Source organism: Rhizomicrobium sp., assembly GCA_037200045.1.
In the GTDB taxonomy this organism is placed as follows: Bacteria; Pseudomonadota; Alphaproteobacteria; order Micropepsales; family Micropepsaceae; genus Rhizomicrobium.
This window is the reverse complement of sequence record JBBCHM010000001.1, coordinates 3,063,938-3,089,158: the sequence shown is the minus strand read 5'-3', so window position 1 is coordinate 3,089,158 and position 25,221 is coordinate 3,063,938. Positions and strand designations below refer to the sequence as shown.

Sequence of the window (25,221 nt, the reverse complement as noted above, 5' to 3'; positions counted from 1 at the left end):
GGCGCGATCCGCCTTGACCGGCGTCAACGGAGCAGGCCAAGACGACCGCCGCCGCGATTGATTAGAATAGGGCGGCGGTCCGTGGGGGGAGTGCATGATAGGTCGAGCGTCGATCCTGCTGGCGATGGCGGTGTTGACCAGCCCGGCGGTCGCCCAGCCGACGGCGCTTCAGCCCTGGATGGACACCACGCTGTCGCCGGACGCCCGCGCCGACCTGGTGCAGGCGCAGATGACGACCGACGAGGACCTCCTGCTGGTCAAGGGCTATGCCGGCGCCAACGCCAGGCAGTCCTGGATGAGAGCCGTGCCGGCCGAGTTCGTCCTGCTGCTGCCGGGCACCGCCGGCTATGTGCCGGGCATTCCGCGGCTCGGCATTCCCGCCCTGAAGGAGAGCGACGCCGGCGTCGGGGTCGCGAACAATTTCTGGCTGCGCCCCGGCGATACGGCGACCGCCTATCCGTCGGGCCTGTCGAACGCCGCGACGTGGAATCCGCAGGTCGCGTTCGACGCCGGCGCCGGCATCGGCATGGAGGCGCGCGACCGCGGCTTCAACGTGATGCTCGACGGCGGCGTCAACCTGGCGCGCGAGCCGCGCAACGGCCGCATCTTCGAATATGGCGGCGAGGATCCGCTGCTCGCCGGCCTCATCGCCGGCGCCCAGATCCGCGGCATCCAGAGCCTGCATGTGATCTCCACCGTCAAGCACTATGCGCTGAACGACCAGGAGACCGGCCGCACCCTGATCACCGCCAATATCGACGAGGCGTCCGCGCGCGAATCCGACCTGCTCGCCTTCGAGATCGCGATCGAGCGCGGCAGTCCCGGCGCGGTGATGTGCGCCTACAACAAGGTCAACACGATCTATGCCTGCGAGAACGATTTCCTGCTGAACAAGGTGCTGAAGGACGATTGGAGCTATCCGGGCTGGGTGCTGTCGGACTGGGGTGCGGTGCACAGCACGGTCGCTTCGGCCAATGCCGGCCTCGACCAGGAATCGTCGTCGGGCAGCGACCGCGAGGAATATTTCGGCGACGCACTCAAGCAGGCGGTCGCCGCCGGCACCGTTCCGGCCGCCCGGCTGCACGACATGGTCCATCGCATCCTGCGGACCATTTTCGCCAACGGGCTGATCGACGATCCGCCGGTGCAGCAGAAGCCGCTGACCCATGCCGATATCGCGCAGCGCGGCGCCGAGGAAGGCATCGTCCTGCTCAAGAACGACGGCGGCATCCTGCCGCTCGCCAAGACCGCGCGCAGCATCGCGGTGATCGGGGCGCATGCCGATCTCGGCATGCTGTCGGGCGGCGGTTCGTCCCAGGTCCTGCCGGTCGGCTTCGACAACGACAAGCAGGTCATGATCGGCGGACCGGTGATCGTGACGGCGAACGGCACGAAGGTCATGCCGCTCAGCCGCGAGATATTCGATCCGCCCTCGCCGCTCGCGGCCATCGCCGCGCTGGCGCCCACGGCGCGCGTCGCCTATGCCGACGGTGTCGATCAGAAGGCGGCGGCCGCGCTCGCCGCCGGTTCGGACGTCGCGATCGTCTTCGCGCAGCAATGGATGACCGAGGGCGACGATGTCGACAACCTCTCGCTGCCCGGCGTGCAGGACGGACTGATCGCCACCGTCGCCGCCGCCAATCCGCACACCATCGTCGTGCTGGAGACGGGCGGACCCGTGCTGATGCCCTGGCTGGGCAAGGTGCCGGCGGTGCTGGAGGCCTGGTACGCGGGCAGTGGCGGAGCGGCGGCGCTGGCGCGCATCCTGTTCGGCGAGATCGATCCGTCGGGCCGGCTGCCGGTGACGTTTCCGCAAAGCGAAGCGCAACTGCCCCGGCCGGTGCTGGCCGCTCCGCCGGCCGGCTATTTCTACGTGAACTACACCGAAGGCTCCGATGTCGGCTATCGCTGGTACGATTCGCACAAGCTGACACCGCTGTTCCCATTCGGCTTCGGCCTTTCCTATACAAGCTTCAATCTCGCCGGCTTCACGGCGCTAGGCGGGCGCAATGTGACGGCCAGGGTGGACGTGACCAACACCGGCTCGCGCCCCGGATTCCAGGTCGTGCAGCTTTACGTCACGCCGCCCGGCGCGGTGGCGCGGCTGGCGGGCTGGAGCAAGATCCAGCTCAAGCCGGGCGAAACCCAGACCGTGAACATCGCGGCCGAGCCGCGCCTGCTGGCGCGCTACGACGCGCAGGTCCATGTTTGGCGCATACCGACGGGACCCTATGGCGTGAGCATCCGCACCTCGGCGACGGACATCAAGGCGAGCACCTTCGTCAGCATCGACGGCGGTACGATCAAGCCATGAGCGAAGACCCGCGCGTCCTGGTCGGAGATGTCGGCGGCACCCATGCCCGGTTCGCCGTGGTCGATACCGCCGCCGCGCCCTGGCGGATCGATAACCGCGTCGATCTGGACACGGATTTTTCCGACTTCGTGGCGTCGCTGCGCGCCTATCTCGACCGCGCCGGCTTGGCGTCGCTGCCCAAAGCGGTGGCGATCGCCGTCGCGGGGCCGGTCACGGCGGGCAGCGTCGTCCTGACCAACCGGAACTGGAAGATATCGGAGGACGATCTGCGCGCCTTCGGCTTCGCGGACGCGCTTCTGGTCAACGATTTCGCGGCGCTGGCCTTCGCGGTCGGCGCCCTGCCCGCCGGCAGCTTCCACGTCATCGGGCCCGACCTTGCGGGGCTTGTGGGCGAGCCGATCTCGGTGCTCGGCGCCGGCACCGGGTTCGGCGCGGCCTGTCTCGCGCGCTTTCACGGCCGCGCCGTTCCCGTGGCCACCGAGGGCGGCCATGTCGGCTTCGCGCCGGGCGACGACCGCGAGGCGGACGTGCTCAAGGTGCTGGCGCGCCGCTTCGGCCACGTCTCGGTCGAGCGCGTGCTGTCCGGGCCGGGGATGGAGAACCTGCATTCCGCCCTGGCCGCGCTGGACGGGCGGCCGCCATCGCCGCTGAGCGCCGCCGAGATCGTGGCGCGGCACGAGAGCGACCCGCTGTGCCGCGAGACGGTCGACATGTTCTGCGCGATCTACGGCACGGTGGCGGGCGACTTCGCGCTCGCGCATGGCGCGCGCGGCGGCGTTTTCCTCGCCGGCGGCATCGCGCAGAAGATCGAGCCCGTGCTCCAGGCGAGTTCCTTCCGCGCCCGGTTCGAGCGCAAGGGCCGGCTTTCCGGCTATGTGACGGCGATCCCGACGCGGCTTATCCTGAGCGAAGACACCGCGTTTCTCGGTGTGGCCAATGCCAGCCGCGAGTTCCGCGGCGATATCCGCACGGTTTCGTAGATCCCGGCGCGCGCCGCACCGTTGGAGGTTGCGTTGGATCAAGGCGCGCCGGGCGCGATGACGCGATCCTTTCGACGTTGTTTTCGAAGGAACGCGCGTTGTCCGCAAAATCGATCCTTGCCTGCGTCGCGCTCGGTGCGCTGCTCGCGGCCGGCACCGCGAGCGAGGCCGGTGCAAGACCGCGTCACCGCTACGACTATTGCTATTACCATTATTGCTCCGGCCGCTGGCACGATCCGGATTGGCGGCGGCATCGCGACGAGCGCCACGACGCAACCCATCATGGCTGACGTGGCGATTCGGAATTATATCCGCTGGTTCGGCGAGCTCGGGATGAAGGACGTTCCGCTGGTCGGCGGCAAGACGGCGTCGCTGGGCGAGCTTTATTGCGCGCTGAAACCGAAGGGCATCAACGTTCCGAACGGCTTCGGCGTGACCGCCGAGGCCTATCGCGCCGCGCTGACCGAGGCCGGCGCGTGGGACAAGCTGCGCGCCCTGTTGGCCGCGATCCCGCAAGGCGACGTCGCGACGCTCGCGAGCAAGGCGAAAGAGGCGCGCGCCATCGTCCACGCCGCGACCGGAACGGCGCAATTGCGCGAGCAGATCACCGAGGCCTATCGCACGCTGGAAGCGGAGTTCGAACCCGACGTCGCGGTCGCCGTCCGCAGCTCGGCCACCGCCGAGGACCTGCCGAACGCCAGTTTCGCCGGCCAGCACGACAGCTTCATCAATGTGAGCGGCGCCGAGGCGGTGTTCGAGGCGTGCCGCAAATGCTTCGCCTCGCTGTTCACCGACCGCGCCATCGTCTATCGCAACAACAATGGCTTCGACCATTTCAAGGTCGCGCTGTCGGTCGCGGTGATGAAGCTGGTGCGCGCCGATCTCGGCGCCAGCGGCGTGATCTTCACGCTCGACACCGAGACGGGGTTCCGCGACGTGGTCTTCGTGACCGGCAGCTATGGCCTGGGCGAGAACATCGTCCAGGGCGTCGTCGATCCCGACGAGTTCTACGTCCACAAGCCGACCTATCGCGCCGGGCACCGCGCGGTGCTGCGCCGGACGATCGGCGCCAAGCAGGTCCGCATGGTGCTGGCCGGCAAGCGCAACCGTTCGACGACCCGCAACGTCTTCGTGCGCCGCGAGGAGCGCGAGAGCGCCTGCCTGAGCGATGCCGAGGTGCTGGAACTCGCCGGCAACGCCATGGTGATCGAGGACCACTACTCCGCGCTGAACGGCCGGCCGACGCCGATGGACATCGAATGGGCCAAGGATGGCGGCGACGGCAAGCTCTACATCGTGCAGGCCCGGCCCGAGACCGTGGCGTCGCGGCGCGCGCTCGGCCATATCCAGACCTTCACGCTGTCGGCCAAGGGACAGCCGATCGTCTCCGGCCGCGCCGTGGGCGACCGCATCGCCAGCGGCAAGGTTCGCGTGGTGAAGGACGAGAAGGATCTGCGCGCCTTCCAGCAGGGCGAGATCCTGGTGGCGGAGACCACCACGCCCGACTGGCAGCCGGTGATGAAGAAGGCGGCCGGCATCGTGACCGATCGCGGCGGCCGCACCTGCCATGCCGCCATCGTGGCGCGCGAGATGGGCGTGCCCGCGCTCGTCGGGACCGAGGCGGCGACCCGCCTGCTCAAGACCGGCGCCACGGTGACCGTGAGTTGCGCCGAGGGCGACATCGGGCATGTCTATCTGGGCGCCGTGCCGTTCGAGACGCACGAGGTCGCGCTCGACGAGGTGCCGCGCACCCGCACCGAGGTCATGGTCAATCTCGGCGATCCGGATCTGGCCTTCAAGACCGCGCTGCTGCCCAATGACGGGGTCGGACTGGCGCGCATGGAATTCATCGTCGACGAGTATATCGGCGTGCATCCGATGGCCCTCGTCAATCTCGACACGCTTTCGAGCTCGCGCGAGCGGCGCGCCATCCGCCAGCTCGTGCGCCGCTACAAGCGGCCGCAGGATTTCTTCGTGCAGCGGCTGTCGGAGGGCATCGGCACCATCGCGGCGGCGTTCTATCCCAAGCCGGTGATCGTGCGGCTGTCGGACTTCAAGACCAACGAATACGCCAAGCTGCTCGGCGGCGAGCAGTTCGAGCCGGTCGAGGCCAATCCGATGCTCGGCTTCCGCGGCGCGTCGCGCTATGCCCATCCGGCCTATGCCGCGGGCTTCGCGCTGGAATGCGCGGCGCTCAAGCGCGTGCGCGAGGAGATGGGACTGACCAACCTCAAGGTGATGGTGCCGTTCTGCCGCCGCGAGGAAGAGGCCAAACGCGTGCTCGCCGCGATGGCCGCCAACGGGCTGGCGCGCGGCGAGAACGGGCTGGAAGTCTTCGTGATGTGCGAAATCCCGAACAACGTGATCCGCATCGATGCCTTCGCGGCGCTGTTCGACGGCTTCTCCATCGGCTCCAACGACCTGACCCAGCTCACGCTCGGCGTCGACCGCGATTCGGAGACCGTGGCGTTCGATTTCGACGAGCGCGATCCGGGCATGACGGAAATCCTGCGCCTGGCGGTCGAGGGTGCCCATCGCAACCATCGCCACGCCGGCATCTGCGGCGAGGCGCCGGCGAACTATCCCGAGGTCGCGCAGCATTTGGTGCAGTGGGGCATCGACTCGATCAGCGTCAATCCGTCGAGCCTGCTCGCCACCTATCGCATCGTCGCCGCGGCGGAGGCCGCCAAGACCTAGGTTCAGCCCTTCGTCGTCTGGCCCTCGGCAATGCCCTTGCCGGGTTCCGGCGTCACGAGCACGAAATCACCGGCCTCGGGGTTGACGCTCGGCGGTTCCGCGCCGGCCAAACGCTCGTCAGTGTTCGTGACGGTGGTGCGCGGCGCGTAGGTGTCGTCGCGCAAATCGTGCGGCTTCTGTTTGTCCTTGGCCATGGCGTACCTCATGTTGGTTCCAAGGAGATAACGGCGGCGCGGCGTGAACGTTGCGCTCAGCGGGCAGGCCGCGGCGATAGCGCCCAAGCGCTGAAACCGGCAGACCGCCGGCGCCGAAACCGCGACATCCGCCAAATGCGCCTGCCGGCTATGCGTGGCTATTTCCGGCCAATGACGACGAATTTGCCATGCGCGCCGTCCTCGGTCCCGCCGCCGCCGAAGGTCGTGGCGTCGTAGTTGAAGACCGCGGCCTGCTCGATCGTGATGCCCGCCGGCGGATAGTTGTGCGGCGCCGATTGCAGGTAGATTTGCGCCGCGTCGGCCTGTGTCGCGTCGGCGCAGACGAGGACCGTGATTTCGTTCACCATGGCTTGCCTCCGTTCGGTCCGTTAATTCCCGATCGCCGCCGCAAGCTTGGCGGTAACGGCCGGGTTGCCGGCAATCCAGCTTCTGAGTTCGTCGGCGGATGTCGCGTCGTTGAGATTGGTGTTCACGGACGCCGGACTGAGCGCGTTCGCCTTGGCGATCACGGCCGCCAGTTCGGACTTGTTCAAGACGCCGCCCGGCGCCACGTCGTTCATCACCTTGTCGAGGTCCGTCGCCTGCTGTCCCAAGACCGCCGTTGCCGTCGCTTGCGCCGCGGCCTTCTGATCCGGCGTCAGGGTCGCGGAGGCGGCGTTGACGGCCGCCACGCCGAAGATCTTCCGGATCGGCCCGCTGGCGGCGAGCGTTTCGGCGGCGGCGCCGGTCGCGAAATACTGGTTGATCGACAGGCCGGAGTCCTGGAAGTCCTTCGTGGCGAGCGTCGTATCGATGGAGGCCAGAACCGAAGGATACACCCGTTCGTTCCTGTCGCCGGTCCCGAGCGGAATGATCGAAAGCTCCTTGCGTTTGAAGCCGAACACCAGCGTGTTGGGACCGTCCGCGTCGAAGCCCACCTTGAGCCCGATGGTCGTCGTGGTGCCGAAGAACGCAACCTTGTCGTCCCTCTCGTCGCCCGTCATCGCCGGCGGACCGTGATCGCTGCCGCCGCCCACAAGGACGGACGCCGCGCCGGTCGCGTAGACCTGCCGCACTTGCGGGTTGAAGAAATTGCCGCCGCTCTGGAACGAGCCGACAACCGGCGGCAGCGCGCCATTCGACGTGCGCGGCGCCACATAGGCTTCGGTGCGGTCGTAGGCGACGGCGGCCGATGGCGGCGTCTTCTCGACGTTGATGCCGAAGGACGTGCTGGTCGCGAAATATACGGTGTTCTGCGGCGAGGCGCAGGCCGCCGCGCCGATGCAGGCCGAAGCGAGCAGGATTATCCGGCCGAAACTCATTGCGCGATGCTCCCCGATTGAGTCGAATGCGGCTTGTTGCCAAGCGCCTTGCACACGCCGTCGGTCTCAAGGTCGAGGCATGCGCCGTTCGGAAGCGCGATCGTCATGTCCTTGGTGTAGCCGACCGCGAATCCGTCGCTGCCGTCGGAGCGGCGGGAGATCGCGATGCCCAGCGTCGTGGTCGCTATCGCGGTCGCGGCAGGCTCGCTCCGAGCCCCTTGCGGCAGGGGCATGGCGACGTCGACGAAGCCCACGACGTGCTGAACCTGCTGCGCATCGACATAGGAGTAGGAAACACAGCCCGGCGCCGCGAGGATGAGCGCGGCCGCGCAACCTTTCGCGCCCGCGGCGCGCAGCCTGCCGGCAAGACTCCCGCCCCGCATCGCGTTCCCCCTCTTCGACGAAGCCCGTGTCTTTCGTCGAACGACACCGAATTCATGGCCCAAATCGGTCAATGCTGTCGCTTTTGCGACAATGTATTTGTACTCACAGTATTGATTGGCTGTCCATATGCGCCGCCTTCGCCCACCACGCGGTGAAGACTTAGAGCGGCGCTTGGCCCTTCGTCCGCCGGCCGATCCAGTCCAGAACGTCCTGCCAGATCGCCGGGCCTTCGAGATCGCGCAGAAGCATGTGATAGCCGTGGTCGTAGCGGTGGACCTCGGCACGCGGTCCCAGCGCCTTCAACACCGCCTCGGTTGGCGCGGCCGGGATGACCTGATCGTTCTTGCCGTAGAGAAAGACGATCGGCGGCGTCGCGCCCAGATGCTCCGGCGCGTGGCGGCCCTCGTCCATCAGCGTCGCGAGACCCCAGACGGCATCGGCGCGCGTCACCTTCTGCACCAGCGGGTCGCGCGAATAGGCGCGCAGCATGGGGATGTTGTCCGACGGCCAGATATGCACGACACCGCGGCCCGAAACCGTCAGGCTCGGCATCGTATGCGCCGTCAGCCACAGCACGACGCGATAGGAGAGCGGCATGTCGGAACGCGACCACACCGCCGGCGCGACCAGGATCACGCCATCGAGCTTGGGCGGAGCGGGCGCGGCGAGATCCGACAGCACGACGGCGCCGCCCATGCTTTCGCCCAGCGCGAAGACCGGGACGCGGGGATATTTCGCGCGTGCCGCCGCGAGCGCGTCCTCGAAATCGGCGCGCATCGTGTCGCTTCCCGCCCACAGGCCCGGATGGTCCGAGGCGCCGAAGCCGCGCTGGTCGTAAGCAACGGTCGCGATGCCCTTGGCGGCCCAGAAGGCGGCGGGCAGCGCGATGAAGTTCGAATAGTCGCCCATGCCGTGGAGCGCCACGATCACCGCGGAGGGATGCTCCGGCCCCCAGACGCGCAAGGGCAGTTTCTCGCCATCATGCGCGAGGAGATGGCCGTCGGCCAGCATGGGGGTGTCGTTCTCGATCCCGCGCGGCGCCAGGACGGGCGCGCAGGCCGCGATCAGGAGGACAGCACCTGCCGCACACGCCTTCGCAAATAGGGAACGAGTTCGCGCTCGAACCATGGGTTCTTCTTCAGCCAGCCATTGTTGCGCCACGACGGATGCGGCAGCGGGATGTGCCGCGGGGCGTAGTCCCGCCATGCCTTGACCGTCTCCGTCATATTGGATTTCGCCGCGTCCCCCAAATGCCAGGATTGGGCATAGCTTCCGACCAGCAGGGTCAGCTTCATCTTCGGCAGCGCGGCCAGGAGGCGGCGGCGCCAGTGCTGGGCGCAGATGCGGGGCGGCGGACGGTCGCCGCCCTTGTCGTCATAGCCGGGAAAGCAGAACGCCATCGCGGCGATGGCGACGCGCTTTTCGTCATAGAAGGCGGCGCGGTCGACGCCCATCCAGTCGCGCAGCCGGTCGCCCGAGGCGTCGTTGAACGACAGGCCCGTCTTGTGCACGCGCATCCCGGGCGCCTGGCTGGCGATCAGCAGCCGCGCGGTGTGGCCGACATGGAGGACCGGATGCGGATCGAGGATATCGGCGCAGATGCGGCAGGCGCGGATGTCGGCGACGAGGCGCGCCAGTTCGCGCGGCGACGCAGTCATCAGTCCCACTTGAGCATCCCGCGCGCGATCACGATCTGCTGGATCTGGCTGGTGCCCTCGTAGAGGCGGAAGATGCGCACATCGCGGTAGAAGCGCTCGATGCCGTAATCGGCGACATAGCCGGCGCCGCCGAAGATCTGCACCGCCTTGTCGGCGACGCGGCCGACCATCTCGGAGGCGAAATACTTGGTACACGCCGCTTCCATCGTGATGCTCTGGCCGCTGTCGCGCTTGCGCGCGGCGTCCATCACCATGCACTTCGCGGCATAGGTTTCGGTCTTGCAGTCGGCGAGCATGCCCTGGATGAGCTGGAACTCGGCGATCCGCTGGCCGAACTGCTCGCGCTCGCGGGCGTAGCGCACGCTCTCCGCGATCAGCCGCTCGGCGACGCCGACGCAGACGCCGGAGATGTGCAGCCGGCCACGGTCGAGCACCTGCATCGCGACCTTGAAGCCCTCGCCCTCCGCGCCGAGCCTGAGCGAGGCCGGCACGCGCGCATTGTCGAAATTCACGTCGCAGATATGGGCGCCCTGCTGGCCCATCTTCTTTTCCGGCTTGCCGACGGAAACGCCCGGCGTGTTCGCCGGCACGATGAAGGCCGAGATGCCGCCGGCGCCCCTGCGCTCCGGATCGCTGCGCGCCAGGAGCGTGAACATGCCGGCGCGGTTGGCGTTGGTGATGAAGCGCTTGGTGCCGTTGACGACATAATGGTCGCCGTCGCGGATCGCGGTGGTGCGCAGCGAGGCGGCGTCGGAGCCGGCCCCCGGCTCGGTCAGCGCGAAGCTCGCCACCACCTCGCCGCTGGCGAGCTTGGGGAGCCATTCGTTCTTCTGCGCCTCGTTGCCGAACATCACGACGCCCTGGCTGCCGATACCGACATTGGTGCCGATGACGGAGCGGAAGGCGGGCGAGGTGTGCCCCAGTTCCATGGCGACGAGCACCTCCTCCTCCATGGTCAGACCGAGGCCGCCATATTCGACCGGGATGGAGAGCCCGAACAGACCGAGTTCGCGCATCTGGGCGATGACGCCGTCCGGCACGCGGTCTTCCTCGGCGACCTTGGCCTCGATCGGGACGCAGGTCTCGCGCACGAAACGGCGCACCGTGTCGAGCAATTGTTCGCGGGTATCGATGTCGAGCGGCATGGTCGGTCTCCCTGGCAAAGCGAGACTAGATCAGCTTTCGCCGGGTTTGAAACCGTCAGTCCGCCGCCTTGGGCACGTAGATGCTGACGACCAGGATATGGTCCACGGTCTCGCCGTCCTCGGCCAGCGGCAGGAAGGCGCTTTCGTAGTAGACGAAGTGGGCGTCCGGCAGCTCGCGCCCGACCCAGCCGCGCACCGCGAAGGGATCGGCGGTCGACCGCACATGTTCGTAAAGGCTGTGCATCATGCGGCCGAACTCCGGCGCCGCGGCCTTGACCTGGCTGACGCGCAGGTCCTTGAACGTCAGGCCATAGGCCTGGACATGCGCGTCGCCGGTGATGCGATACTCATAGTCCTTGCCGCCGTCGATCACCTTCACCAGCACGACGTTGCGCAGGATGGCCGACATGTCGCGCGGCTTGAGCTGGGAGCGGGCGGGAAGCTTGCGGCCGCCCTTCAGCCCCCGCCAGTAATTCGCGCCGGTCCGCACGACCGCGTTGTCCAGTTCGTCCAGCGAAACGACGTAAACGGATGATTTGTCCGACGCAGCCTGCGGCTCGGTCGATTGGGCGCTACGCATACATCCCCCGTAAGCGGCCAGCCTCGCCGCAAACCCCTAATAATTCATGGAGGGGGCTTGTCGACTGCGATACAACGTACACGGACAAGCGGTCGTCGCGCCCTGGTTGTGTTCAGTCCGGCGCCCTGGGAACGTGAAAGCTCGCCACCAGCAGGTGGTCGACCGTGGCGCCGTCGTCGCCGAACGGCAGCACGACGCTTTCGTAATAGACGAAGGGCGAATCCTTCACGTCGCGGCCGACCCAGCCATGCAGGCCGAGCGGCTCGGCGCCGGCGCGCACATGCTCGTACAGCTTGCGCATGCGCGCGCCATGCTCGGGCGCGGCCTCCTCGATCTGGGTCAGGTACATGCCCTGGAAGTTGAGGTCATAGGCCCAGGCGAACACGCCGCCGACGATGCGATATTCATAGTCGCGGCCGCCGTCGATCACGCGGATCAGCACGACATTGTGCAGAATCGCGCGCATGTCGCGCGGCGACAGCTCGGACCTGGCCGGCATCTTTCGTCCGCCGCGCAGCATGCGCCAGTAGTTCAGCGCGGTGCGCGTCACCGCGTTCTCGATCTCGTCGAGCGAAACGACATGGTACATTGATCGTTCCGGTTGCACCGTATGCGTCGCGAAATCGTCCGGCTGGGCGTTTTGCATCGCCGTCAGCCGTCGAAACCGTCATGCGGTGAATAGACGGAGAAATTGAGCACATGGTCGACGGTCGCCTCGTCCGGCCCCATCGGCATGAACACGCTCTCGCTGTAGATGAAGTGCTTGTCGCGGACGCCGCGCTCCATCCAGCCGCGGAAGGCATAGACGTCGCGCTTGCGCAGCGCCCGGTCGTAGAGCCTTTTCAACACCGCGCCATAGCCCGGCAAGAACTGATCGATGTCGCTGACGCGGCGGCCCTGCATGGAGAAACCGTGGCTGATGACATGGGCGTCGCCGACGATGCGGTATTCGTAGTCCTGGCCGGCGTCGATCACCTTGATCAGCACGACGTTGCGCAGGAGCGGCGCCAGATCGCGCGGCTTGATGTCGGTTCGCGTCGGGTAGGACCGCGCGCCCTTGAGCGCGCACCAATAGTCGAGCCCCTGGCGGACGATGGGGCTTTCGATCGCGTCCAGCGATATGACGCCGGAGGCGCCCGGGGAACTCGTCGCGATGTTCGGTGAACTCGACACGGCGGATTTCTTGAATAGTGTAGGTCTAGGCTGCGCTCTTCCGGTTAACGGAGTGCGAACGGCCGAGCGAAAATGGTCGGTATGCGATGCTTCTGTCGGTCCTGGATCAGTCGCCCATCCGCAAGGACGGCACGGCGGTGGACGCGGTCGCCGAGACCATCGCGCTGGCGCGTGCCTGCGATCGGCTCGGCTATCACCGCTACTGGCTGGCGGAGCACCACAACAGCAATTCCTTCGCCGGCTCCTGTCCCGAGATCCTCATCGCCCGCGTCGCGCAGGAGACGCGGCGCCTGCGGGTCGGCTCGGGCGGCGTGATGCTCACCCATTACAGCCCGCTGAAGGTCGCCGAGCAGTTCCGCATGCTCGACGTGCTGACGCCCGGGCGCATCGACCTCGGTCTCGGCCGCGCCCCGGGCACCGACCAGATGACGGCGCGCGCGCTGCAATCGGGGCCGCAGCCCTTTCCCATCGACGCCTTCCCGAGCCAGGTGTTCCTGCTGCGCCAATTCCTCGACGATGCGGCGGGCCGCGCGCCGCTGCCGGCGGATCATCCCTATCGGGGCATCCACGCCATGCCGCAGGCGCCGACGCCGGGGCCGGAATTGTGGATGCTGGGCTCGGGCATCCATGGCGCGGTCTATGCCGCGGAGCTCGGCCTGCCCTTCAGCCATGCCCATTTCATTTCGTCCGAGGGCAGCGAGGACGCGGTCAACGAATATCGCGCGCGCTTCAAGCCGAGCCCCGCCTGCCCGAGCCCGCGCGTGTCGCTGGGCGTGGCCGCGCTGGTCGCCGAGACGGAGGAAGATGCAACGCGGCTTTCGGCGTCGCGCAATCTGTGGGTGGTGCGGCTTTTGAGCGGGCGGCCGATCCCGTTCCCCTCGCCGGAGGAGGCGCTGGCGCAGCCTTTGACACCGCAGGAAGAGAAATTGCTGGAGAGCGTCGCCAAGCGGTCCGTCGTCGGCACCAAGGATCAGGTGCGCGAGAAGCTGACGGCGCTGGCCACGGCGCATGGCGCCGAGGAACTGGTCGTGGTGACGATCACCTACGATTTCGCCTCGCGGCTTCGGTCGTATGAATTGCTGGCCGAGGCGTTCGAACTCGCGGTCCCGGCCTGACGGGTCACGTCACCGGCAGCAAGCCGATCATCGCGCCGGTGAGCCCGCTCGCCATCGTGCCCGACACGATGGCGCGCATCGCGAGCGGCACGATCTCGTCGCGGCGCTCGGGGATCAGCGTGCCGAAGCCGGCGATCAGGATGCCGACGCTGGCGAAATTGGCGAAGCCGCACAGGCAATAGACCATGATCTGCGTGGTGCGCGGATCGAAGGTGCCGGCCGGCAACGCGGCCAGGTTCGAATAGGCGATGAACTCGTTGAGGATCGTCTTGACGCCGAGCAGACTGCCGGCCTGCACCGCCTCGTGCCAGGGCACGCCATAGAGCCACACCACCGGCGCGAACAGCCAGCCGAGGACGCGCTGGAGCGTCAGCGGCGCGCCGTAGACCGCCGGAAAATGGCCGAGGATCGCATTGACGATGGCGACAATGGCGACGGTGACGATCAGCATCGCGATGATCTGCAGATAGATCTTGAGCCCGTCCTCGGTGCCCCGCGCCATCGCGTCCATCGTCGAATGGTATTTGTGGCTGGGATCGGTCTGGCTCATGTCGGTCACCGCATCGCCCGGCACCATGATGCAGGCGACGACGATGGCCGCCGGCAGCGACATCATCGAGGCGACGAGGATGTGGCCGAGAGCGCCCGGCAGCACATGCGCCAGCATATTGGCATAGACCACGAACACCGTGCCGGCGACGACGGCGAGGCCGGTCGTCATCAGGATGAACAGTTCGGTCCGCGTGATCCTGGCGAGGTAGGGCCGCACCACCAGCGAGCCTTCGATGTTTCCGAGGAAGACGGTCGCCGCCGCACCGAGGCCGACCGCGCCGCCGATGCCGAGCGTGCGCCGAAGCACGAAGGCCATGGCGCCGACGATGAGCGGCAGGATGCGCCAGTACCACAGGATCGCCGACAGAGCCGAGATGATGATCACCAGCGGCAGGATGGCGAAGGCGAAATTGGTCAGGCGGGCCGGATCGACCACACTGGGCGGGAAAGGCGAGGGCCCGCCGCCGACGAAGCCGTAGACGAAGCCGGTGCCGGCCCGCGTCGCGTCGGTCAGCACGCCGACCACGCCGTTGAGGCCGAACAGGGCGTCGCGCGCCACCTCGACCTTCAGCAGCAGCAGCGCGATGCCGGCCTGCAGCGCGATGCCGACGATGGCGATCCGCCAGGGAAAGGCGCGGCGGTTCTCGGAGAACAGCCAGGCGAGGAGCAGGATGACGAGGATGCCCAGGGCCGATTGCAGGTGAAAGCCGAAAGGCTGAAGCGACTCGATAAACGGCATGCCTTCACCCCCGATGCGCACAGCCAGCTTACGGAATTCCGCGATGGGGGAAGCCGGGGGATGCGCGTCGCCGCGGGCGCATGCTAGAACGCCGCATGGCCGCAATGGCGGCACCAGGGGCCTCATGTCGACCATCGAAATCATTGCCGCCTTGTTGGGCGTCGCAAATGTCGCGCTGCTGATCCGGCGGAGCATCTGGAACTATCCGTTCGGGCTGGCCATGTCGCGCTCTATGCCTGGGTATTCTTCGATGCCCGGCTCTATTCCGACGCGGCGTTGCAGGGCTTCTTCTTCGTCGTCCAGATCTATGGCTGGTGGATTGGCTGCGCGCGCGCGACGCGCAAGGTCTCGCCCGTGTCGAGATCCTGACCCATCGGGGCCGCTGGACCTGGCTTGCGGTCATCGCCGCGGCCACGCTCGCGGAGGGCTGGTATCTCGCGCGCCCACACCGCGGACGCGGCCCCCTGATGGACGCCAACACCACCGCGCTGAGCGTCGTGGCGCAGTACCTGCTCTCGGTACGCAAGGTCGAGAACTGGGTGCTGTGGATCGTCACCGACAGTCGTGCAGATCGGACTGTATTTCTGGAAGGGCCTCTATCCGACCACGGCGCTCTATGCCGTGTTCCTGGTGCTGTCGGTGCTGGGCCTGCGCGAATGGCATCGCCAGATCGCCGAGGCGCATGAGAACCGTCTGCCTGCATGGGGCCGGAATCGACCGGCAAGACGACGCTGGCCAGCAGCTCGCGGAGCATTTCGGCGCGGTGGCGGTGCCGGAATACGGCCGGCTCTATTGCGAGATCTTCGGCAATGAATGCGACATGGAGGACCTGCGCGCGATCCGCAGGGGGCACGAGCTGCTCGCCGCCGCCGCCCGGCGCAAGGCGCGCAAGCTGATCGTGTTCGATACCGATGCGGTGATGACCGCGGTGTGGGCCGACGTCCTGCTCGGCCAGCGGCCGGCCGATCTCGACCGCATCGACGATCCGGCCGACCTCTTTCTGCTGTGCGATATCGACGTGCCCTCGTGGCCGACGGCGTCCCGCTATTTCCCCGATCAGGCGACGCGGGCGAGGATGTTCGCGCAGACCCCGCCGCGAGCTCGAGCAGCGCGGCCTGCCCTTCGTCACCATCACCGGCTCGCGCTTCGTGCGGCTCAGGACGGCGGTCGATGCGATCACGTCGCGCTTTCCGGAACTGGCCGCGCCATGACGGCGGAACGGCCCGGCGAGATCAAGGCGTTGGCCGGCGCGCGGGCCATCCCGCCGCTGATCCTGGTGCTCTATCATTCTGCGAGGGCCACCATTACCGCAACTTCAAGCCGTTCGACCTTCTGGTCGGGCACGGCTATCTGTGGGTCGAGTTCTTCTTCGCGCTGTCGGGGTTCATCCTGACCTATGTCTATGGCGCGCGCGCCGCCCGCGTTCTGGCACGGCCGGACCTACAGGGATTTCCCTGATCGCGCGGCTGTCGCGGCTCTATCCGCTGCATCTGACGATGCTGCTGTTCATCCTCGTCCTGATGCTGGTGCTGAACGGGATCGCGGACGCGACCCCACACCGTCCTCCATCTACCAGGAGAAATATCACCCGATCGTCACCTGGCCGAGCTTCGTCGCCAACCTGTTCCTGGTCCAGGCGTGGAACATCCTGCCCTATCTGACCCTGGAACGGCGCGAGCTGGTTCGTCAGCGTCGAGTTCCTGCTCTGCCTGCTGTTCCCGGTCTATATCGTGCTGTCGCGCGGCGGCTGGGCGAGCGCCGTCGGCCTGATCGCGGCGGGCATGGCGGGCCTCGCCTATCTTTCTTCACCGGCAAGCATGGGCTCGACATCACCTTCCACAACGGCATCTTCCGCGGCATGGGCGCCTTCGCCGTGGGCGTCGGGTTGTGCGGGCTCTACGGCAAGACCAGGCCCTTCGCCGAGCGGCTGCCGGAGGCCGCGATCTCCGCCTTTCAGCTCGCGGTCCTCGCCCTGGTGGGTCTACGGCACCTTCGACAATGGCTGGTCGCATACGGCGCGCGAACATCTACACCGTCGCGCCGATGTTCGCGCTGGTCTACGCCCTCAGCTTCGACCGCGGCTTCCTAGCGCGCTTCTTCCGCTTGCCCGTGCTGCTGCGGCTGGGCGAATGGTCCCTATGCCATCTATATGGGCCAGACCGTCTGGCTGCAGCTCATCCGCTTCTTCGAGCGCTATTATCCCTGGGATGCCGTGGTGTTCGGCGTCCACTTCGGCGCGCTGATCTGGTGGCCGGAGCCTTTCGCGCTGCTGGCCGTCTGCATCGCCTGGGGCTGGTTCCTGTGCACCGCCATCGAAATTCCCGCCAGCCGCGCGCTGCGGCGGTTTTTCGCGCGGTAGCGTCCGCCGCTTGACCGGCCCCGGGCGCTGCGCCATCACTCCGGCAGCCACACCGAAAGGACATCCGCCATGACCATCGAGTTCAACGGCAAGGTTGCCATCGTCACCGGCGCCGGCGGCGGCCTCGGCCGCGCCCCACGCGCTGGAACTCGCCAGGCGCGGCGCCAAGGTCGTGGTCAACGACCTGGGCGGCTCGCTCGACGGCACCGGCGGCAATTCGGCCGCCGCCGAAGCCGTGGTCAAGGAGATCACCGACGCGGGCGGCGCGGCGATCGCCAACGGCGCCTCGGTCAGCGACGACGCGGGCGTCGCCCACCTCGTCAGCCAGACGATGGACAAATGGGGGCCGGGTCGACATCCTGGTCGCCAATGCCGGCATCCTGCGCGACAAGAGCTTCGCCAAGATGGAGCTGAAGGACTTCGACGCCGTCATGGCCGTGCACCTGATGGGCACGGTCAAGCCGACCAAGGCGTTGTGGGAGATCTTCAAGAAGCAGCAATACGGACGCATCGTCGTGACGACGTCGTCCACCGGCCTGTACGGCAATTTCGGCCAGACCAATTACGGCGCGGCGAAGCTCAGCCTCGTCGGCTTCATGAACACGCTGAAGCTGGAAGGCGCCAAGGACAACATCAAGGTCAACGCCATCGGCCCGATCGCGGCGACGCGCATGACCGAGAACTGATGCCGCCGAACATCCTGGCCATGCTGCAGCCGGAAAACGTCACCCCCGCGTGGTCTATCTGGTGAGCGAGGATGCCCCGACCGGCATGATCATCACCGCGGGCGCCGGCGTGTTCGCGGCCGCCCAGATCGTGGAGACCGACGGCGTCAATCTCGGCCACAAGGCGACCGCCGACGACGTCGCCGCCTATATCGGCAAGATCGCCGATTGGTCGACCGCCAAGCACTACAACCAGGGCGGCGAGCAGAGCGCGAAGTTCTTCGCCCGCCGTCCAGGACAAGCCGCTGGTCGGCTAGCCGCGCCGAAGCAATCGCCGCAGGAAGGCGCGGGCCCGCGAGGCGGGCCGCGCCTTTACCTCTTCATTGAAGCGCAGGCCGGCTTCGGCGACGCTGTCGCCCTCCAAAGCGCGCACGGTCAAGACGCAATTGCCGAGCGGCAGACGGTCGCCGACCTCGGGCGCCTGGTCGAAACGCTCCGCGAAAAGCTGCGCGATCGTCTGTTCGATATTCACGCCGGTAAGGGCCGATATCGTACATCGCCGCGAGCACGCGCAGCGGCGTGTCGCCGTGGACTCTCGAACTCGACGTCGCTGTCGTCGATGCCGGCCGCCTCGGCCAGCGGCGCGAACAGACCGTCGAGCCGCGCCACCCGCAGGGCCGGCGCCAGGAAATAGGCGTAGTCGCCGCTCTTCAGCTTGCCGGCGGCGGCCGGCTCCAGGATTTCGCGGTCGCGCACCACCAGCGCGGCGCGGCTCCAATAGGGCATGGCGGTGACATTCAGGACGCGGCTGTCGGGCAGCACGGGATAGCCGACCATCTCGACGTCGGTCTGCCCCGGCAGGTCGATCTCGACCCGCTGCACCGGCGCGGACTGGCGCGGCAGGACCTGGCCGAGGCGCTGGGCCGCCCATTTCGTCGTCCAGCCCTGCAGCACCAGCGACACCAGCACCACGAAGAAGGCGACGTCGAAATAGAGCTCGGCATGGCGCAGGCCCGCCAGCGTCGGCACAACGGCAAGGAAGATGCTGACCGCGCCCCGAAGGCCCACCCAGCTCACGAAGGTCTTCTCGCGCCAGGTGAAGCCGAACCACTGCAGGCACGCCCACACCGCCACCGGCCGGGCGACGAGGATCAGGAACAGCGAGATGGCGAGCGATGGCAGCGCCACGGCGAGCATGCGGTGCGGCGACACCAAGAGGCCGAGCACGACGAACATCACGATCTGCGCCAGCCAGGTCACGGCATCGTTGAGGCTCAGGATGCTGGCATAGGCGCGCACCGGACGATTGCCGACGACGAGGCCGGCGAGATAGGCCGCGAAGAAGCCCGAGCCTTCCAGGCTCGCGGCCGACGCGTAGATCAAGACGGCGCCGCCGATGGCGAGCAGAGGGTGCAATCCGGTCGGCAGGTTCAGCCGATTGAGCAGCGCCACGAGGGCAAATCCGCCGCCGAGGCCGATCACGGCGCCGATCCCGGCCTGGGCGAGCAGCGATCCGGCGACCGCGACCGCGCTCATGCCGCCATGGGCGGCCAGGAAGGCGACAGTCGCCATGGTGAGGAAGACCGCGACCGGATCGTTGGTGCCGGATTCCAGTTCCAGGATCGCGCCGGAGCGGCGGCGTAGCTGCACATTGCCGGTGCGCAGCAGGAAGAACACCGCCGCGGCGTCGGTCGAGGCGATCACCGCGCCCAGCAGGAAGCTCTGCGCCGCGTCGAGGCCGAGCGTGTAATAGGCGACGACGCCGGACAGCGCCGCGGTGATGACGACGCCGACCGTGGCCAGGAGCAGCGCCGGCGCGAACAATCCGCGATACGCCGCCAGCCGGGTGCGCAGGCCGCCGTCGAACAGGATCACGGTCAGCGCCAGCGAGCCGATCAGGTTGGACAGGCTGTAATTGGAGAAGGCCAGGCCGCCCGGGCCGTCCTCGCCCGCCAGCATGCCGATGCCCAGAAAGAGCAGCAGCATGGGCGCGCCGAACCGCGTGGCGATCAGGCTGGAAAGGATACCGGCCAGGATCAGCGCCGAACCCAGCAGCAAGACGGTGTTGGCGGTCGCGATGGCGTGCATGGCGGCGAGATTAGCCGGCCGCGACGTCAATGCCAGCGCCGATTGGCGGGCCCGCCGATGGCCGCTACAGTTCGGCATGATCACCGGCATCGATCACATCGCCGTCCTGGTTCGCGATTTCGACGCGACGGTCGCGGGCTATACGGCCATCTTCGGCCGCGCGCCCAACTGGCTCGGCTTCATGCCGGGCGGGCGACATGCGTGGTTCCAGTTCGGCAACGCGGCGCTCGACATCGTCGGCGCGGACGGCGCCGGTCCCGAGGCCGAGGCGTCGCGCGCGAAGGTCGATAAATTCGGCGATGCGATCTGGGGACTGGGATTTTCGGTGCCGGACCTCGCCGAGGCGCTGCGGCTCTACGAAAGGCGCGGTTTGGTTTTCCTGCCACGGCACACGACGCGCACGCGGAACGCGGACGGTGTCGAGCGAAGCTGGGAACTCGCCACCATGAAGCGCAAGAGCGCCAACGGCGTCGCACTGTTCCTGGTCGAGACCGCGCCCGGCGCGTCGCCCTGGCCGATGCTGCCGGCCGATGGGCCCGACGACGCCGCCGTCGGCGAACTCGATCATATCGTGATCCGCACCGCCGACGCGGAGCGCGCGGTGGCGCTTTATGGCGGGCGGCTGGGTCTCGATCTCCGGCTGGATCGCGTTAACGCGCAATGGGGCGCGCGGCAATTGTTCTTCCGCTGCGGCCATGCCGTGGTCGAGATCGTCGCGAGCCTTGAGGCGCCCGCCTCCGACGCGAAAGACACGTTCGGCGGGCTTGCCTGGCGCGTGCGCGATCCGGAAGCGGCCCGCGCGCGCGTCGCGGCGGCGGGGCTCGATGTTTCCGAGGTGCGCCAGGGCCGCAAGCCCGGCACACAGGTCTTCACCGTGCGCAGCGGCACCGGCGGCGTGCCGACGCTGATGCTGTCGGGCAACGGCTAGTCGATCGGCGGCATCCCATCTCGGCGTGCGAAAAAGGGAACCGAGATTCCGCTTTTCACTTGACGCGCCGCAGGACTGGTGGCTGTTGTACGGCCGTTGCCACGCAGTTCGGCGGCGGCCGAGGGGAATCAAGCCATGAAAATCCTGCGTACGCCCGACGCACGGTTCGAGGGCCTTGCCGACTATGACTTCGCGCCGCATTACACCGAGATCGACAGCGGCGACGGCCAGACGCTGCGTATCCACCATATCGAGCAAGGCCCGCGCGGCGCGGCGCCCGTGCTGCTCCTGCATGGCGAGCCGTCGTGGAGCTATCTCTATCGCGCCATCGTCCCCGCGCTGGCGGCCAAGGGGCATCGCGCGGTGGCGCCGGATCTGGTCGGCTTCGGCCGCTCCGACAAGCCGTCGGAGCAGGACGACTACACCTATGAACGCCATGTCAAATGGATGAGCGATTGGCTGCTCGCCAACGAGCTTACGGACATCACGCTGTTCTGCCAGGACTGGGGCGGGCTGATCGGGCTTCGCCTCGTCGCCGCCTTCCCGGAGCGCTTCGCCCGCGTCGTGGTGGCGAATACGGGCCTTCCCATCGGCACCGGCCTCACGCCGGCCTTCGAAGCCTGGCGCAATTTCAGCCAAAGCGCGCCGGTGCTGCCGGTCGGCCAGATCCTGCAGGGCGGCACGAAGCGTGCCCTGAGCGCGGCGGAAATCGCCGCCTATGACGCGCCCTATCCCGACGAGACCTATAAGGCCGGCGCGCGCCGCTTTCCGGCGCTGGTGCCTGTCACGCCAGAGCACGGCTCGGTGGCGGAGAACAAGCACGCCTGGACGGTGCTGGAGACGTTCGAGAAGCCGTTCCTGACCGCGTTCAGCGACTCCGATCCGATCACCAAGGGCGGGGAGCGCGTCTTCCAGGCGCGCGTGCCGGGCGCCAAGGGACAGAAACACGTCACCATCGCCGGCGGCGGCCACTTCCTGCAGGAAGACAAACCCGCCGAAATCGCCGCGCTGCTCAACGACTTCATCCGCCGTTAGAGCCGTTTCCGCGGGGATCGATCCTCGTCACTCCTCGGGCTTTCCCGTGTTCAGCGCCTGCTGCGACGCCGCGCTCTTGGCGAGGTCGAGCATGCGGATGAACTCGGCGCGATAGCCGAAAGCGTCGTCGCCGCGTGCGCCTTGGGCAATCGCCTTGGCACGGTCGTAGTCGAAATCGCGAATATAGGGATCATGGCGCATAAGTTGCGCCGCGCCGACGACGGACGCGGCAAAGCGCATGTCGGGCGACACGCTCGCGAAATCCTTCGCCATGTCGGCATTGCCGATCGGCCGTTCGATCAGCTTTGACGTCGTCTCGCCCGGCAGCTTGTAGCGGATCTTGAGAAAAGCGAGCTCGCCGTTCGAATCGCCCTTGGCCGGCTTGGCATAACGCAGCGGATCGGCCATCGCGGCCTTCGAGCCGACCAGCGTGATCTCGTAGAGCGCGGTCACGGTGGCGCCCGAACCGATGTCGCCGGCGTCGACCTTGTCGTTGTTGAAGTCGGTGCGGTTGAGCATCCGGGTCTCGTAGCCGATCAGGCGGTATTCCGCGACGCGCGCCGGATTGAACTCGACCTGGATCTTCACGTCGTTGGCGATGGTGAAGAGCGTGCCGGCGATCTGGTCGACGAACACTTTGTGCGCCTCGTTCAGGGTGTCGATGAAGGCGGCGTTGCCGTTGCCGGCCTGGGCCAGCTTCTGCATCGTCGCGTCCTGATAGTTGTCGTCGCCGAAGCCGAGGCAGGTCAGATAGACGCCGCTGGCGCGCTCGCGGGTGACGAAGTCCTCCAGCGCCTTGGGATCGGTGATGCCGACGTTGAAGTCACCATCGGTCGCCAGCAGCACGCGGTTGACCGCGCCCTTCATGAAGTTCGCCTCGGCGAGCCGATAGGCGACGCGGATGCCCTCGCCGCCCGCGGTCGAGCCGCCGGCTTCGAGGCGGTCCAGCGCGGCGAGGATCTTCGCCTTGTCGGTGCCCGGCGTCGGCTCCAGCACCACGCCGACCTGGCCGGCATAGGTGACGATGGCGATGCGGTCCTTCGCGCCCAACTGGTCGACCAGCAGATGAAAGGCGCGTTTCAGAAGCGGCAGCTTGTTCGGCTCGTTCATCGAGCCGGAACTGTCGATCAGGAAGACGAGATTGGCGGCCGGCCGTTCCTTCTTCGGGATGTCGAAGCCCTTGATGCCGATGTGCAGGATCTGCGTGTCCCTGTTCCACGGCGTCGGATAGACCCGCACGCTGGCGCGGAACGGCGTCTTGCGGTCTTGCGGGAGCGGATAGGCGTAGTCGAAATAGTTCACCATCTCCTCGATGCGCACCGCGTCGGCCGGCGGCAGCGCGCCGGCGTTCAAGGCGTCGCGCACCACGCCATAGGACGCCGTGTCGACGTCGATCGAGAAGGTCGAGACCGGCTGCTCCGCCGCGACGATCACGGCGTTAGGCTTGGCATCGGGGAATTTCGAGGTGTTCGCCGGCTGCCAATAGGACGGCATCTGAGCCGGCGACCTCAGCACGGCCATCGGTGCCGCCATATTGGCCACCATCGCGATGTCCGGTGCCGGAGCCAAGGCAGGTGGCGGTGGGGGCGCCGGCGGCGCGCTTTGATCGATTGCGACCACGAGTTCGTTGGACGGATTGCCCGACGTCTTGTCCGTGTGCGCGACGCACGCGGCCAGCGCGACGGTCAATCCGGCGCCGAAGATCATGGCGCCGGCGCGAAGCCAGAGATTGGGATGGCGTGTCATCGGTTTCCCCTGCCTGAACCAATACAGGAGAGCCTCGACCCCAATCGGGACCGCGACAGGGCGCGATTGGGGCGCTTTGGCGGCGGCCGATCACACAAGCGCGAGCGCGCCGCGAGCCTCTATGCCGATTTGAAGCGCCCGCCCACGAGGCTGAGCAGCAGCAGGGAGGCGAAGAAGGTCAGGTGATACCAGAGCGGGAATTGCGTCCAGATCGTCGTGTGATAGGGCACGAAGACGATCAGCATGAGGATGCCGGTCGCGAGCGGGGCGCGCAGGCGCTCGCGCGACACGAGCGCCGCGACCAGACCGCCGACGAGCGAGCCCAGGAAGCTGACGGCCAGCCTTTCGCAAAGCGCGACCGCCGTCGTGTGAACGGCCATTGCCGCCGACAGCGCCGGCGCGATCTCGCGAAGCACCAGACTCACGGCAAACACGACAACGAACCAAGCAACGACGCCCAGCACGGCGCCCAGGATCAAACGCAACATGTCATTCCCCCTCTTTGCGGTTCCTAGCGGCCCTTGAACACCGGCTCGCGCTTTTCGACGAAGGCCTTGGCGGCCTCGCGGTGATCTTCGGTCAGGCCCGTGTGATTGTGATGCGTTGCCTCCAGGTCGAGGCAGTCGTCGATATCGGCGCCGGTCACCGCGCGGTTGATGTTCTCTTTCATATAGCGGTAGGCGACGCGCGGGCCCTTTGCGAGGCGATGCGCGATCTCGCGCGTCCTGGCGTCGAGTTGGTCCGCCGGCACGACCCAGTTCACCAGGCCGAGCCTGAGCGCTTCCTTCATGTCGATGCGGTCGGAGAGATAATAGAGCTCGCGGGCCTTGGCGCTGCCGACGAGGTGGCTGAGGAAATAGGTGCCGCCATAGTCGCCCGAGAAACCGACCTTGGCGAAGGCGGTGGTCATCACCACGCCCTCCGCCGCGATGCGCAGGTCGCAGGCAAGCGCCAGCGACAGGCCGGCCCCGGCCGCGGGACCCGGAATCGCCGCGATGGTCGGCTTGGGCATCTTGTAGAGCCGGCCGGCGGTCGCGCGCTGGCTGATGCGCTGGGCGTGGATGCGGCTGTCGAGATCGGCGCCGGCCGGGGCTGTCGAGCCGCCGCCGGTTCCCTCCGCCATGCCCTTCACGTCGCCGCCGGCGCAGAACGCGCCGCCCGCGCCGGTCAGCACGACGCAGGCGACCGACGGATCGGTCTCGCAGGCCGCCAGCACCGATGACATTGCCGTGAGCATGTCGCGCGACAGCGCGTTGCGCCGCTCCGGCCGGTTCATGACGATCACGGCGACGCCGTCCTCCACCGTGGCCAGCAGGTCGGTCGTCCCGGTTTCCAGCGTGCGTTTCGCCATGGCTTCCTCCGATTTTTCCGCAGGTTAACGTGGCACGCCTCGCACCGCCGTAGAAGGCCTGGCCCCGCTGGCGGCGTGGGTATGCGGCAGGCCGACCGCAAGGAGCGGATGCATTCGTTTTCCGCATGGCTCGCATTCAGTGCAGCGCAGCATCGGACTATTGCGAACTGCCCACCAGACCCCATTTCCGGCTCAC

27 protein-coding genes are annotated in these 25,221 nt (G+C 67.4%); 12 read left to right on the top strand and 15 right to left on the bottom strand.

Annotation, left to right across the window (positions count from 1 at the left end):
- Nucleotides 1-94: 94 nt before the first annotated feature.
- The 4 genes from WDM86_15265 to ppsA all read left to right on the top strand — a co-directional run bounded on the left by WDM86_15265 (nucleotide 95) and on the right by ppsA (nucleotide 5,991).
- Nucleotides 95-2,314 (top strand): beta-glucosidase, encoded by a 2,220-nt coding sequence (locus tag WDM86_15265; protein ID MEI9991391.1) that lies wholly within the window; start codon nucleotides 95-97, stop codon nucleotides 2,312-2,314.
- Nucleotides 2,311-3,294, top strand: a complete 984-nt coding sequence (gene glk / locus WDM86_15260) for a glucokinase (GenBank protein ID MEI9991390.1) — start codon at nucleotides 2,311-2,313, stop codon at nucleotides 3,292-3,294. Before WDM86_15265 ends, glk begins: the two co-directional genes overlap by 4 nt.
- Nucleotides 3,295-3,392: 98 nt before the next feature.
- A complete protein-coding gene (locus WDM86_15255; GenBank protein ID MEI9991389.1) occupies nucleotides 3,393-3,584 on the top strand; it encodes a hypothetical protein in 192 nt (63 codons plus the stop codon).
- Nucleotides 3,577-5,991: a phosphoenolpyruvate synthase gene (gene ppsA, locus WDM86_15250; protein MEI9991388.1), complete on the top strand. Its 2,415-nt coding sequence runs from the start codon at nucleotides 3,577-3,579 to the stop codon at nucleotides 5,989-5,991. Before WDM86_15255 ends, ppsA begins: the two co-directional genes overlap by 8 nt.
- A gap of 2 nt (nucleotides 5,992-5,993) precedes the next feature.
- Here ppsA and WDM86_15245 read toward each other — a convergent pair whose 3' ends face one another.
- The 10 genes from WDM86_15245 to WDM86_15200 form a co-directional block, all read right to left on the bottom strand.
- Nucleotides 5,994-6,185: a hypothetical protein gene (locus WDM86_15245; protein MEI9991387.1), complete on the bottom strand. Its 192-nt coding sequence runs from the start codon at nucleotides 6,183-6,185 to the stop codon at nucleotides 5,994-5,996.
- Nucleotides 6,186-6,343: 158 nt separating this feature from the next.
- On the bottom strand, nucleotides 6,344-6,553 hold the full coding sequence (locus WDM86_15240) for a hypothetical protein (protein ID MEI9991386.1): 210 nt from the start codon (nucleotides 6,551-6,553) through the stop codon (nucleotides 6,344-6,346).
- Between the two features lie 21 nt (nucleotides 6,554-6,574).
- Complete coding sequence (locus WDM86_15235; protein ID MEI9991385.1) at nucleotides 6,575-7,507, bottom strand: hypothetical protein; 933 nt, start codon at nucleotides 7,505-7,507, stop codon at nucleotides 6,575-6,577.
- The gene (locus WDM86_15230) at nucleotides 7,504-7,890 is read right to left on the bottom strand and encodes a hypothetical protein (protein ID MEI9991384.1); all 387 of its coding nucleotides are present in this window, start codon (nucleotides 7,888-7,890) and stop codon (nucleotides 7,504-7,506) included. The genes WDM86_15235 and WDM86_15230 overlap by 4 nt, the downstream gene beginning before the upstream one ends.
- A gap of 160 nt (nucleotides 7,891-8,050) precedes the next feature.
- Nucleotides 8,051-8,902: a lysophospholipase gene (locus WDM86_15225; GenBank protein MEI9991383.1), complete on the bottom strand. Its 852-nt coding sequence runs from the start codon at nucleotides 8,900-8,902 to the stop codon at nucleotides 8,051-8,053.
- A 53-nt stretch (nucleotides 8,903-8,955) separates the two neighbouring features.
- Nucleotides 8,956-9,549, bottom strand: a complete 594-nt coding sequence (locus tag WDM86_15220) for a uracil-DNA glycosylase family protein (protein ID MEI9991382.1) — start codon at nucleotides 9,547-9,549, stop codon at nucleotides 8,956-8,958.
- A complete protein-coding gene (locus WDM86_15215; GenBank protein ID MEI9991381.1) occupies nucleotides 9,549-10,694 on the bottom strand; it encodes an acyl-CoA dehydrogenase family protein in 1,146 nt (381 codons plus the stop codon). The genes WDM86_15220 and WDM86_15215 overlap by 1 nt, the downstream gene beginning before the upstream one ends.
- Nucleotides 10,695-10,749: 55 nt before the next feature.
- Nucleotides 10,750-11,274, bottom strand: a complete 525-nt coding sequence (locus WDM86_15210) for a PAS domain-containing protein (GenBank protein MEI9991380.1) — start codon at nucleotides 11,272-11,274, stop codon at nucleotides 10,750-10,752.
- A 112-nt stretch (nucleotides 11,275-11,386) separates the two neighbouring features.
- Complete coding sequence (locus tag WDM86_15205; GenBank protein ID MEI9991379.1) at nucleotides 11,387-11,920, bottom strand: PAS domain-containing protein; 534 nt, start codon at nucleotides 11,918-11,920, stop codon at nucleotides 11,387-11,389.
- Nucleotides 11,921-11,925: 5 nt separating this feature from the next.
- Nucleotides 11,926-12,447 (bottom strand): PAS domain-containing protein, encoded by a 522-nt coding sequence (locus WDM86_15200; GenBank protein MEI9991378.1) that lies wholly within the window; start codon nucleotides 12,445-12,447, stop codon nucleotides 11,926-11,928.
- An 86-nt stretch (nucleotides 12,448-12,533) separates the two neighbouring features.
- On the opposite strand from WDM86_15200, the gene WDM86_15195 reads away from it, so the two are divergent.
- Nucleotides 12,534-13,562: an LLM class flavin-dependent oxidoreductase gene (locus WDM86_15195; protein ID MEI9991377.1), complete on the top strand. Its 1,029-nt coding sequence runs from the start codon at nucleotides 12,534-12,536 to the stop codon at nucleotides 13,560-13,562.
- Nucleotides 13,563-13,566: 4 nt separating this feature from the next.
- Here the strand turns inward: WDM86_15195 and WDM86_15190 are convergent, their stop codons facing one another.
- The gene (locus tag WDM86_15190) at nucleotides 13,567-14,853 is read right to left on the bottom strand and encodes a nucleoside transporter C-terminal domain-containing protein (protein MEI9991376.1); all 1,287 of its coding nucleotides are present in this window, start codon (nucleotides 14,851-14,853) and stop codon (nucleotides 13,567-13,569) included.
- Between the two features lie 314 nt (nucleotides 14,854-15,167).
- Here WDM86_15190 and WDM86_15185 point away from each other — a divergent pair, with 314 nt between their 5' ends.
- The 5 genes from WDM86_15185 (at nucleotide 15,168) to WDM86_15165 (ending at nucleotide 17,898) form a co-directional block, all read left to right on the top strand.
- The gene (locus WDM86_15185; protein ID MEI9991375.1) at nucleotides 15,168-15,539 is read left to right on the top strand and encodes a nicotinamide mononucleotide transporter family protein; all 372 of its coding nucleotides are present in this window, start codon (nucleotides 15,168-15,170) and stop codon (nucleotides 15,537-15,539) included.
- Nucleotides 15,470-16,246, top strand: coding sequence for an ATP-binding protein (locus WDM86_15180; protein MEI9991374.1), 777 nt, complete (start codon nucleotides 15,470-15,472; stop codon nucleotides 16,244-16,246). Before WDM86_15185 ends, WDM86_15180 begins: the two co-directional genes overlap by 70 nt.
- 9 nt (nucleotides 16,247-16,255) lie before the next feature.
- Nucleotides 16,256-16,942 carry a hypothetical protein gene (locus WDM86_15175; protein ID MEI9991373.1) on the top strand — a complete coding sequence of 229 codons (687 nt, stop codon included), beginning with the start codon at nucleotides 16,256-16,258 and terminating at the stop codon, nucleotides 16,940-16,942.
- Between the two features lie 60 nt (nucleotides 16,943-17,002).
- The gene (locus tag WDM86_15170) at nucleotides 17,003-17,212 is read left to right on the top strand and encodes a hypothetical protein (protein MEI9991372.1); all 210 of its coding nucleotides are present in this window, start codon (nucleotides 17,003-17,005) and stop codon (nucleotides 17,210-17,212) included.
- 62 nt (nucleotides 17,213-17,274) lie between these two features.
- On the top strand, nucleotides 17,275-17,898 hold the full coding sequence (locus tag WDM86_15165) for an SDR family NAD(P)-dependent oxidoreductase (protein ID MEI9991371.1): 624 nt from the start codon (nucleotides 17,275-17,277) through the stop codon (nucleotides 17,896-17,898).
- 507 nt (nucleotides 17,899-18,405) lie between these two features.
- Here WDM86_15165 and WDM86_15160 read toward each other — a convergent pair.
- Nucleotides 18,406-19,965, bottom strand: coding sequence for a potassium/proton antiporter (locus WDM86_15160; GenBank protein MEI9991370.1), 1,560 nt, complete (start codon nucleotides 19,963-19,965; stop codon nucleotides 18,406-18,408).
- Here WDM86_15160 and WDM86_15155 point away from each other — a divergent pair.
- Together WDM86_15155 and WDM86_15150 are read left to right on the top strand one after the other, a co-directional pair.
- Nucleotides 19,964-20,893 (top strand): VOC family protein, encoded by a 930-nt coding sequence (locus WDM86_15155; protein ID MEI9991369.1) that lies wholly within the window; start codon nucleotides 19,964-19,966, stop codon nucleotides 20,891-20,893. The two genes, WDM86_15160 and WDM86_15155, sit on opposite strands and share 2 nt — an antisense overlap.
- A gap of 135 nt (nucleotides 20,894-21,028) precedes the next feature.
- Nucleotides 21,029-21,928, top strand: coding sequence for a haloalkane dehalogenase (locus WDM86_15150; GenBank protein MEI9991368.1), 900 nt, complete (start codon nucleotides 21,029-21,031; stop codon nucleotides 21,926-21,928).
- Nucleotides 21,929-21,955: 27 nt separating this feature from the next.
- Here the strand turns inward: WDM86_15150 and WDM86_15145 are convergent, their stop codons facing one another.
- The 3 genes from WDM86_15145 to WDM86_15135 all read right to left on the bottom strand — a co-directional run bounded on the left by WDM86_15145 (nucleotide 21,956) and on the right by WDM86_15135 (nucleotide 25,025).
- On the bottom strand, nucleotides 21,956-23,674 hold the full coding sequence (locus WDM86_15145; GenBank protein MEI9991367.1) for a VWA domain-containing protein: 1,719 nt from the start codon (nucleotides 23,672-23,674) through the stop codon (nucleotides 21,956-21,958).
- Between the two features lie 119 nt (nucleotides 23,675-23,793).
- Nucleotides 23,794-24,162 (bottom strand): hypothetical protein, encoded by a 369-nt coding sequence (locus WDM86_15140; protein ID MEI9991366.1) that lies wholly within the window; start codon nucleotides 24,160-24,162, stop codon nucleotides 23,794-23,796.
- 23 nt (nucleotides 24,163-24,185) lie between these two features.
- Nucleotides 24,186-25,025, bottom strand: a complete 840-nt coding sequence (locus WDM86_15135) for an enoyl-CoA hydratase-related protein (protein MEI9991365.1) — start codon at nucleotides 25,023-25,025, stop codon at nucleotides 24,186-24,188.
- Between the last annotated feature and the right edge of the window lie 196 nt (nucleotides 25,026-25,221).

Bases quoted from the DNA above. Each gene is read 5' to 3' on its own strand.
- WDM86_15235 (MEI9991385.1), bottom strand. From the start codon at position 7,507: ATGAGTTTCGGCCGGATAATCCTGCTCGCTTCGGCCTGCATCGGCGCG.
- WDM86_15240 (MEI9991386.1), bottom strand. From the start codon at position 6,553: ATGGTGAACGAAATCACGGTCCTCGTCTGCGCCGACGCGACACAGGCC.
- WDM86_15245 (MEI9991387.1), bottom strand. From the start codon at position 6,185: ATGGCCAAGGACAAACAGAAGCCGCACGATTTGCGCGACGACACCTAC.
- WDM86_15145 (MEI9991367.1), bottom strand. From the start codon at position 23,674: ATGACACGCCATCCCAATCTCTGGCTTCGCGCCGGCGCCATGATCTTC.
- WDM86_15215 (MEI9991381.1), bottom strand. From the start codon at position 10,694: ATGCCGCTCGACATCGATACCCGCGAACAATTGCTCGACACGGTGCGC.
- WDM86_15150 (MEI9991368.1), top strand. From the start codon at position 21,029: ATGAAAATCCTGCGTACGCCCGACGCACGGTTCGAGGGCCTTGCCGAC.
- WDM86_15220 (MEI9991382.1), bottom strand. From the start codon at position 9,549: ATGACTGCGTCGCCGCGCGAACTGGCGCGCCTCGTCGCCGACATCCGC.
- WDM86_15205 (MEI9991379.1), bottom strand. From the start codon at position 11,920: ATGCAAAACGCCCAGCCGGACGATTTCGCGACGCATACGGTGCAACCG.
- WDM86_15230 (MEI9991384.1), bottom strand. From the start codon at position 7,890: ATGCGGGGCGGGAGTCTTGCCGGCAGGCTGCGCGCCGCGGGCGCGAAA.
- WDM86_15155 (MEI9991369.1), top strand. From the start codon at position 19,964: ATGGCGGCGAGATTAGCCGGCCGCGACGTCAATGCCAGCGCCGATTGG.
- WDM86_15180 (MEI9991374.1), top strand. From the start codon at position 15,470: ATGCCGTGTTCCTGGTGCTGTCGGTGCTGGGCCTGCGCGAATGGCATC.
- WDM86_15160 (MEI9991370.1), bottom strand. From the start codon at position 19,965: ATGCACGCCATCGCGACCGCCAACACCGTCTTGCTGCTGGGTTCGGCG.
- WDM86_15170 (MEI9991372.1), top strand. From the start codon at position 17,003: ATGGGCCAGACCGTCTGGCTGCAGCTCATCCGCTTCTTCGAGCGCTAT.
- ppsA (MEI9991388.1), top strand. From the start codon at position 3,577: ATGGCTGACGTGGCGATTCGGAATTATATCCGCTGGTTCGGCGAGCTC.
- WDM86_15195 (MEI9991377.1), top strand. From the start codon at position 12,534: ATGCTTCTGTCGGTCCTGGATCAGTCGCCCATCCGCAAGGACGGCACG.
- WDM86_15175 (MEI9991373.1), top strand. From the start codon at position 16,256: ATGGCGCGCGCGCCGCCCGCGTTCTGGCACGGCCGGACCTACAGGGAT.
- WDM86_15265 (MEI9991391.1), top strand. From the start codon at position 95: ATGATAGGTCGAGCGTCGATCCTGCTGGCGATGGCGGTGTTGACCAGC.
- WDM86_15225 (MEI9991383.1), bottom strand. From the start codon at position 8,902: ATGCTGGCCGACGGCCATCTCCTCGCGCATGATGGCGAGAAACTGCCC.
- WDM86_15135 (MEI9991365.1), bottom strand. From the start codon at position 25,025: ATGGCGAAACGCACGCTGGAAACCGGGACGACCGACCTGCTGGCCACG.
- WDM86_15140 (MEI9991366.1), bottom strand. From the start codon at position 24,162: ATGTTGCGTTTGATCCTGGGCGCCGTGCTGGGCGTCGTTGCTTGGTTC.
- glk (MEI9991390.1), top strand. From the start codon at position 2,311: ATGAGCGAAGACCCGCGCGTCCTGGTCGGAGATGTCGGCGGCACCCAT.
- WDM86_15210 (MEI9991380.1), bottom strand. From the start codon at position 11,274: ATGCGTAGCGCCCAATCGACCGAGCCGCAGGCTGCGTCGGACAAATCA.
- WDM86_15190 (MEI9991376.1), bottom strand. From the start codon at position 14,853: ATGCCGTTTATCGAGTCGCTTCAGCCTTTCGGCTTTCACCTGCAATCG.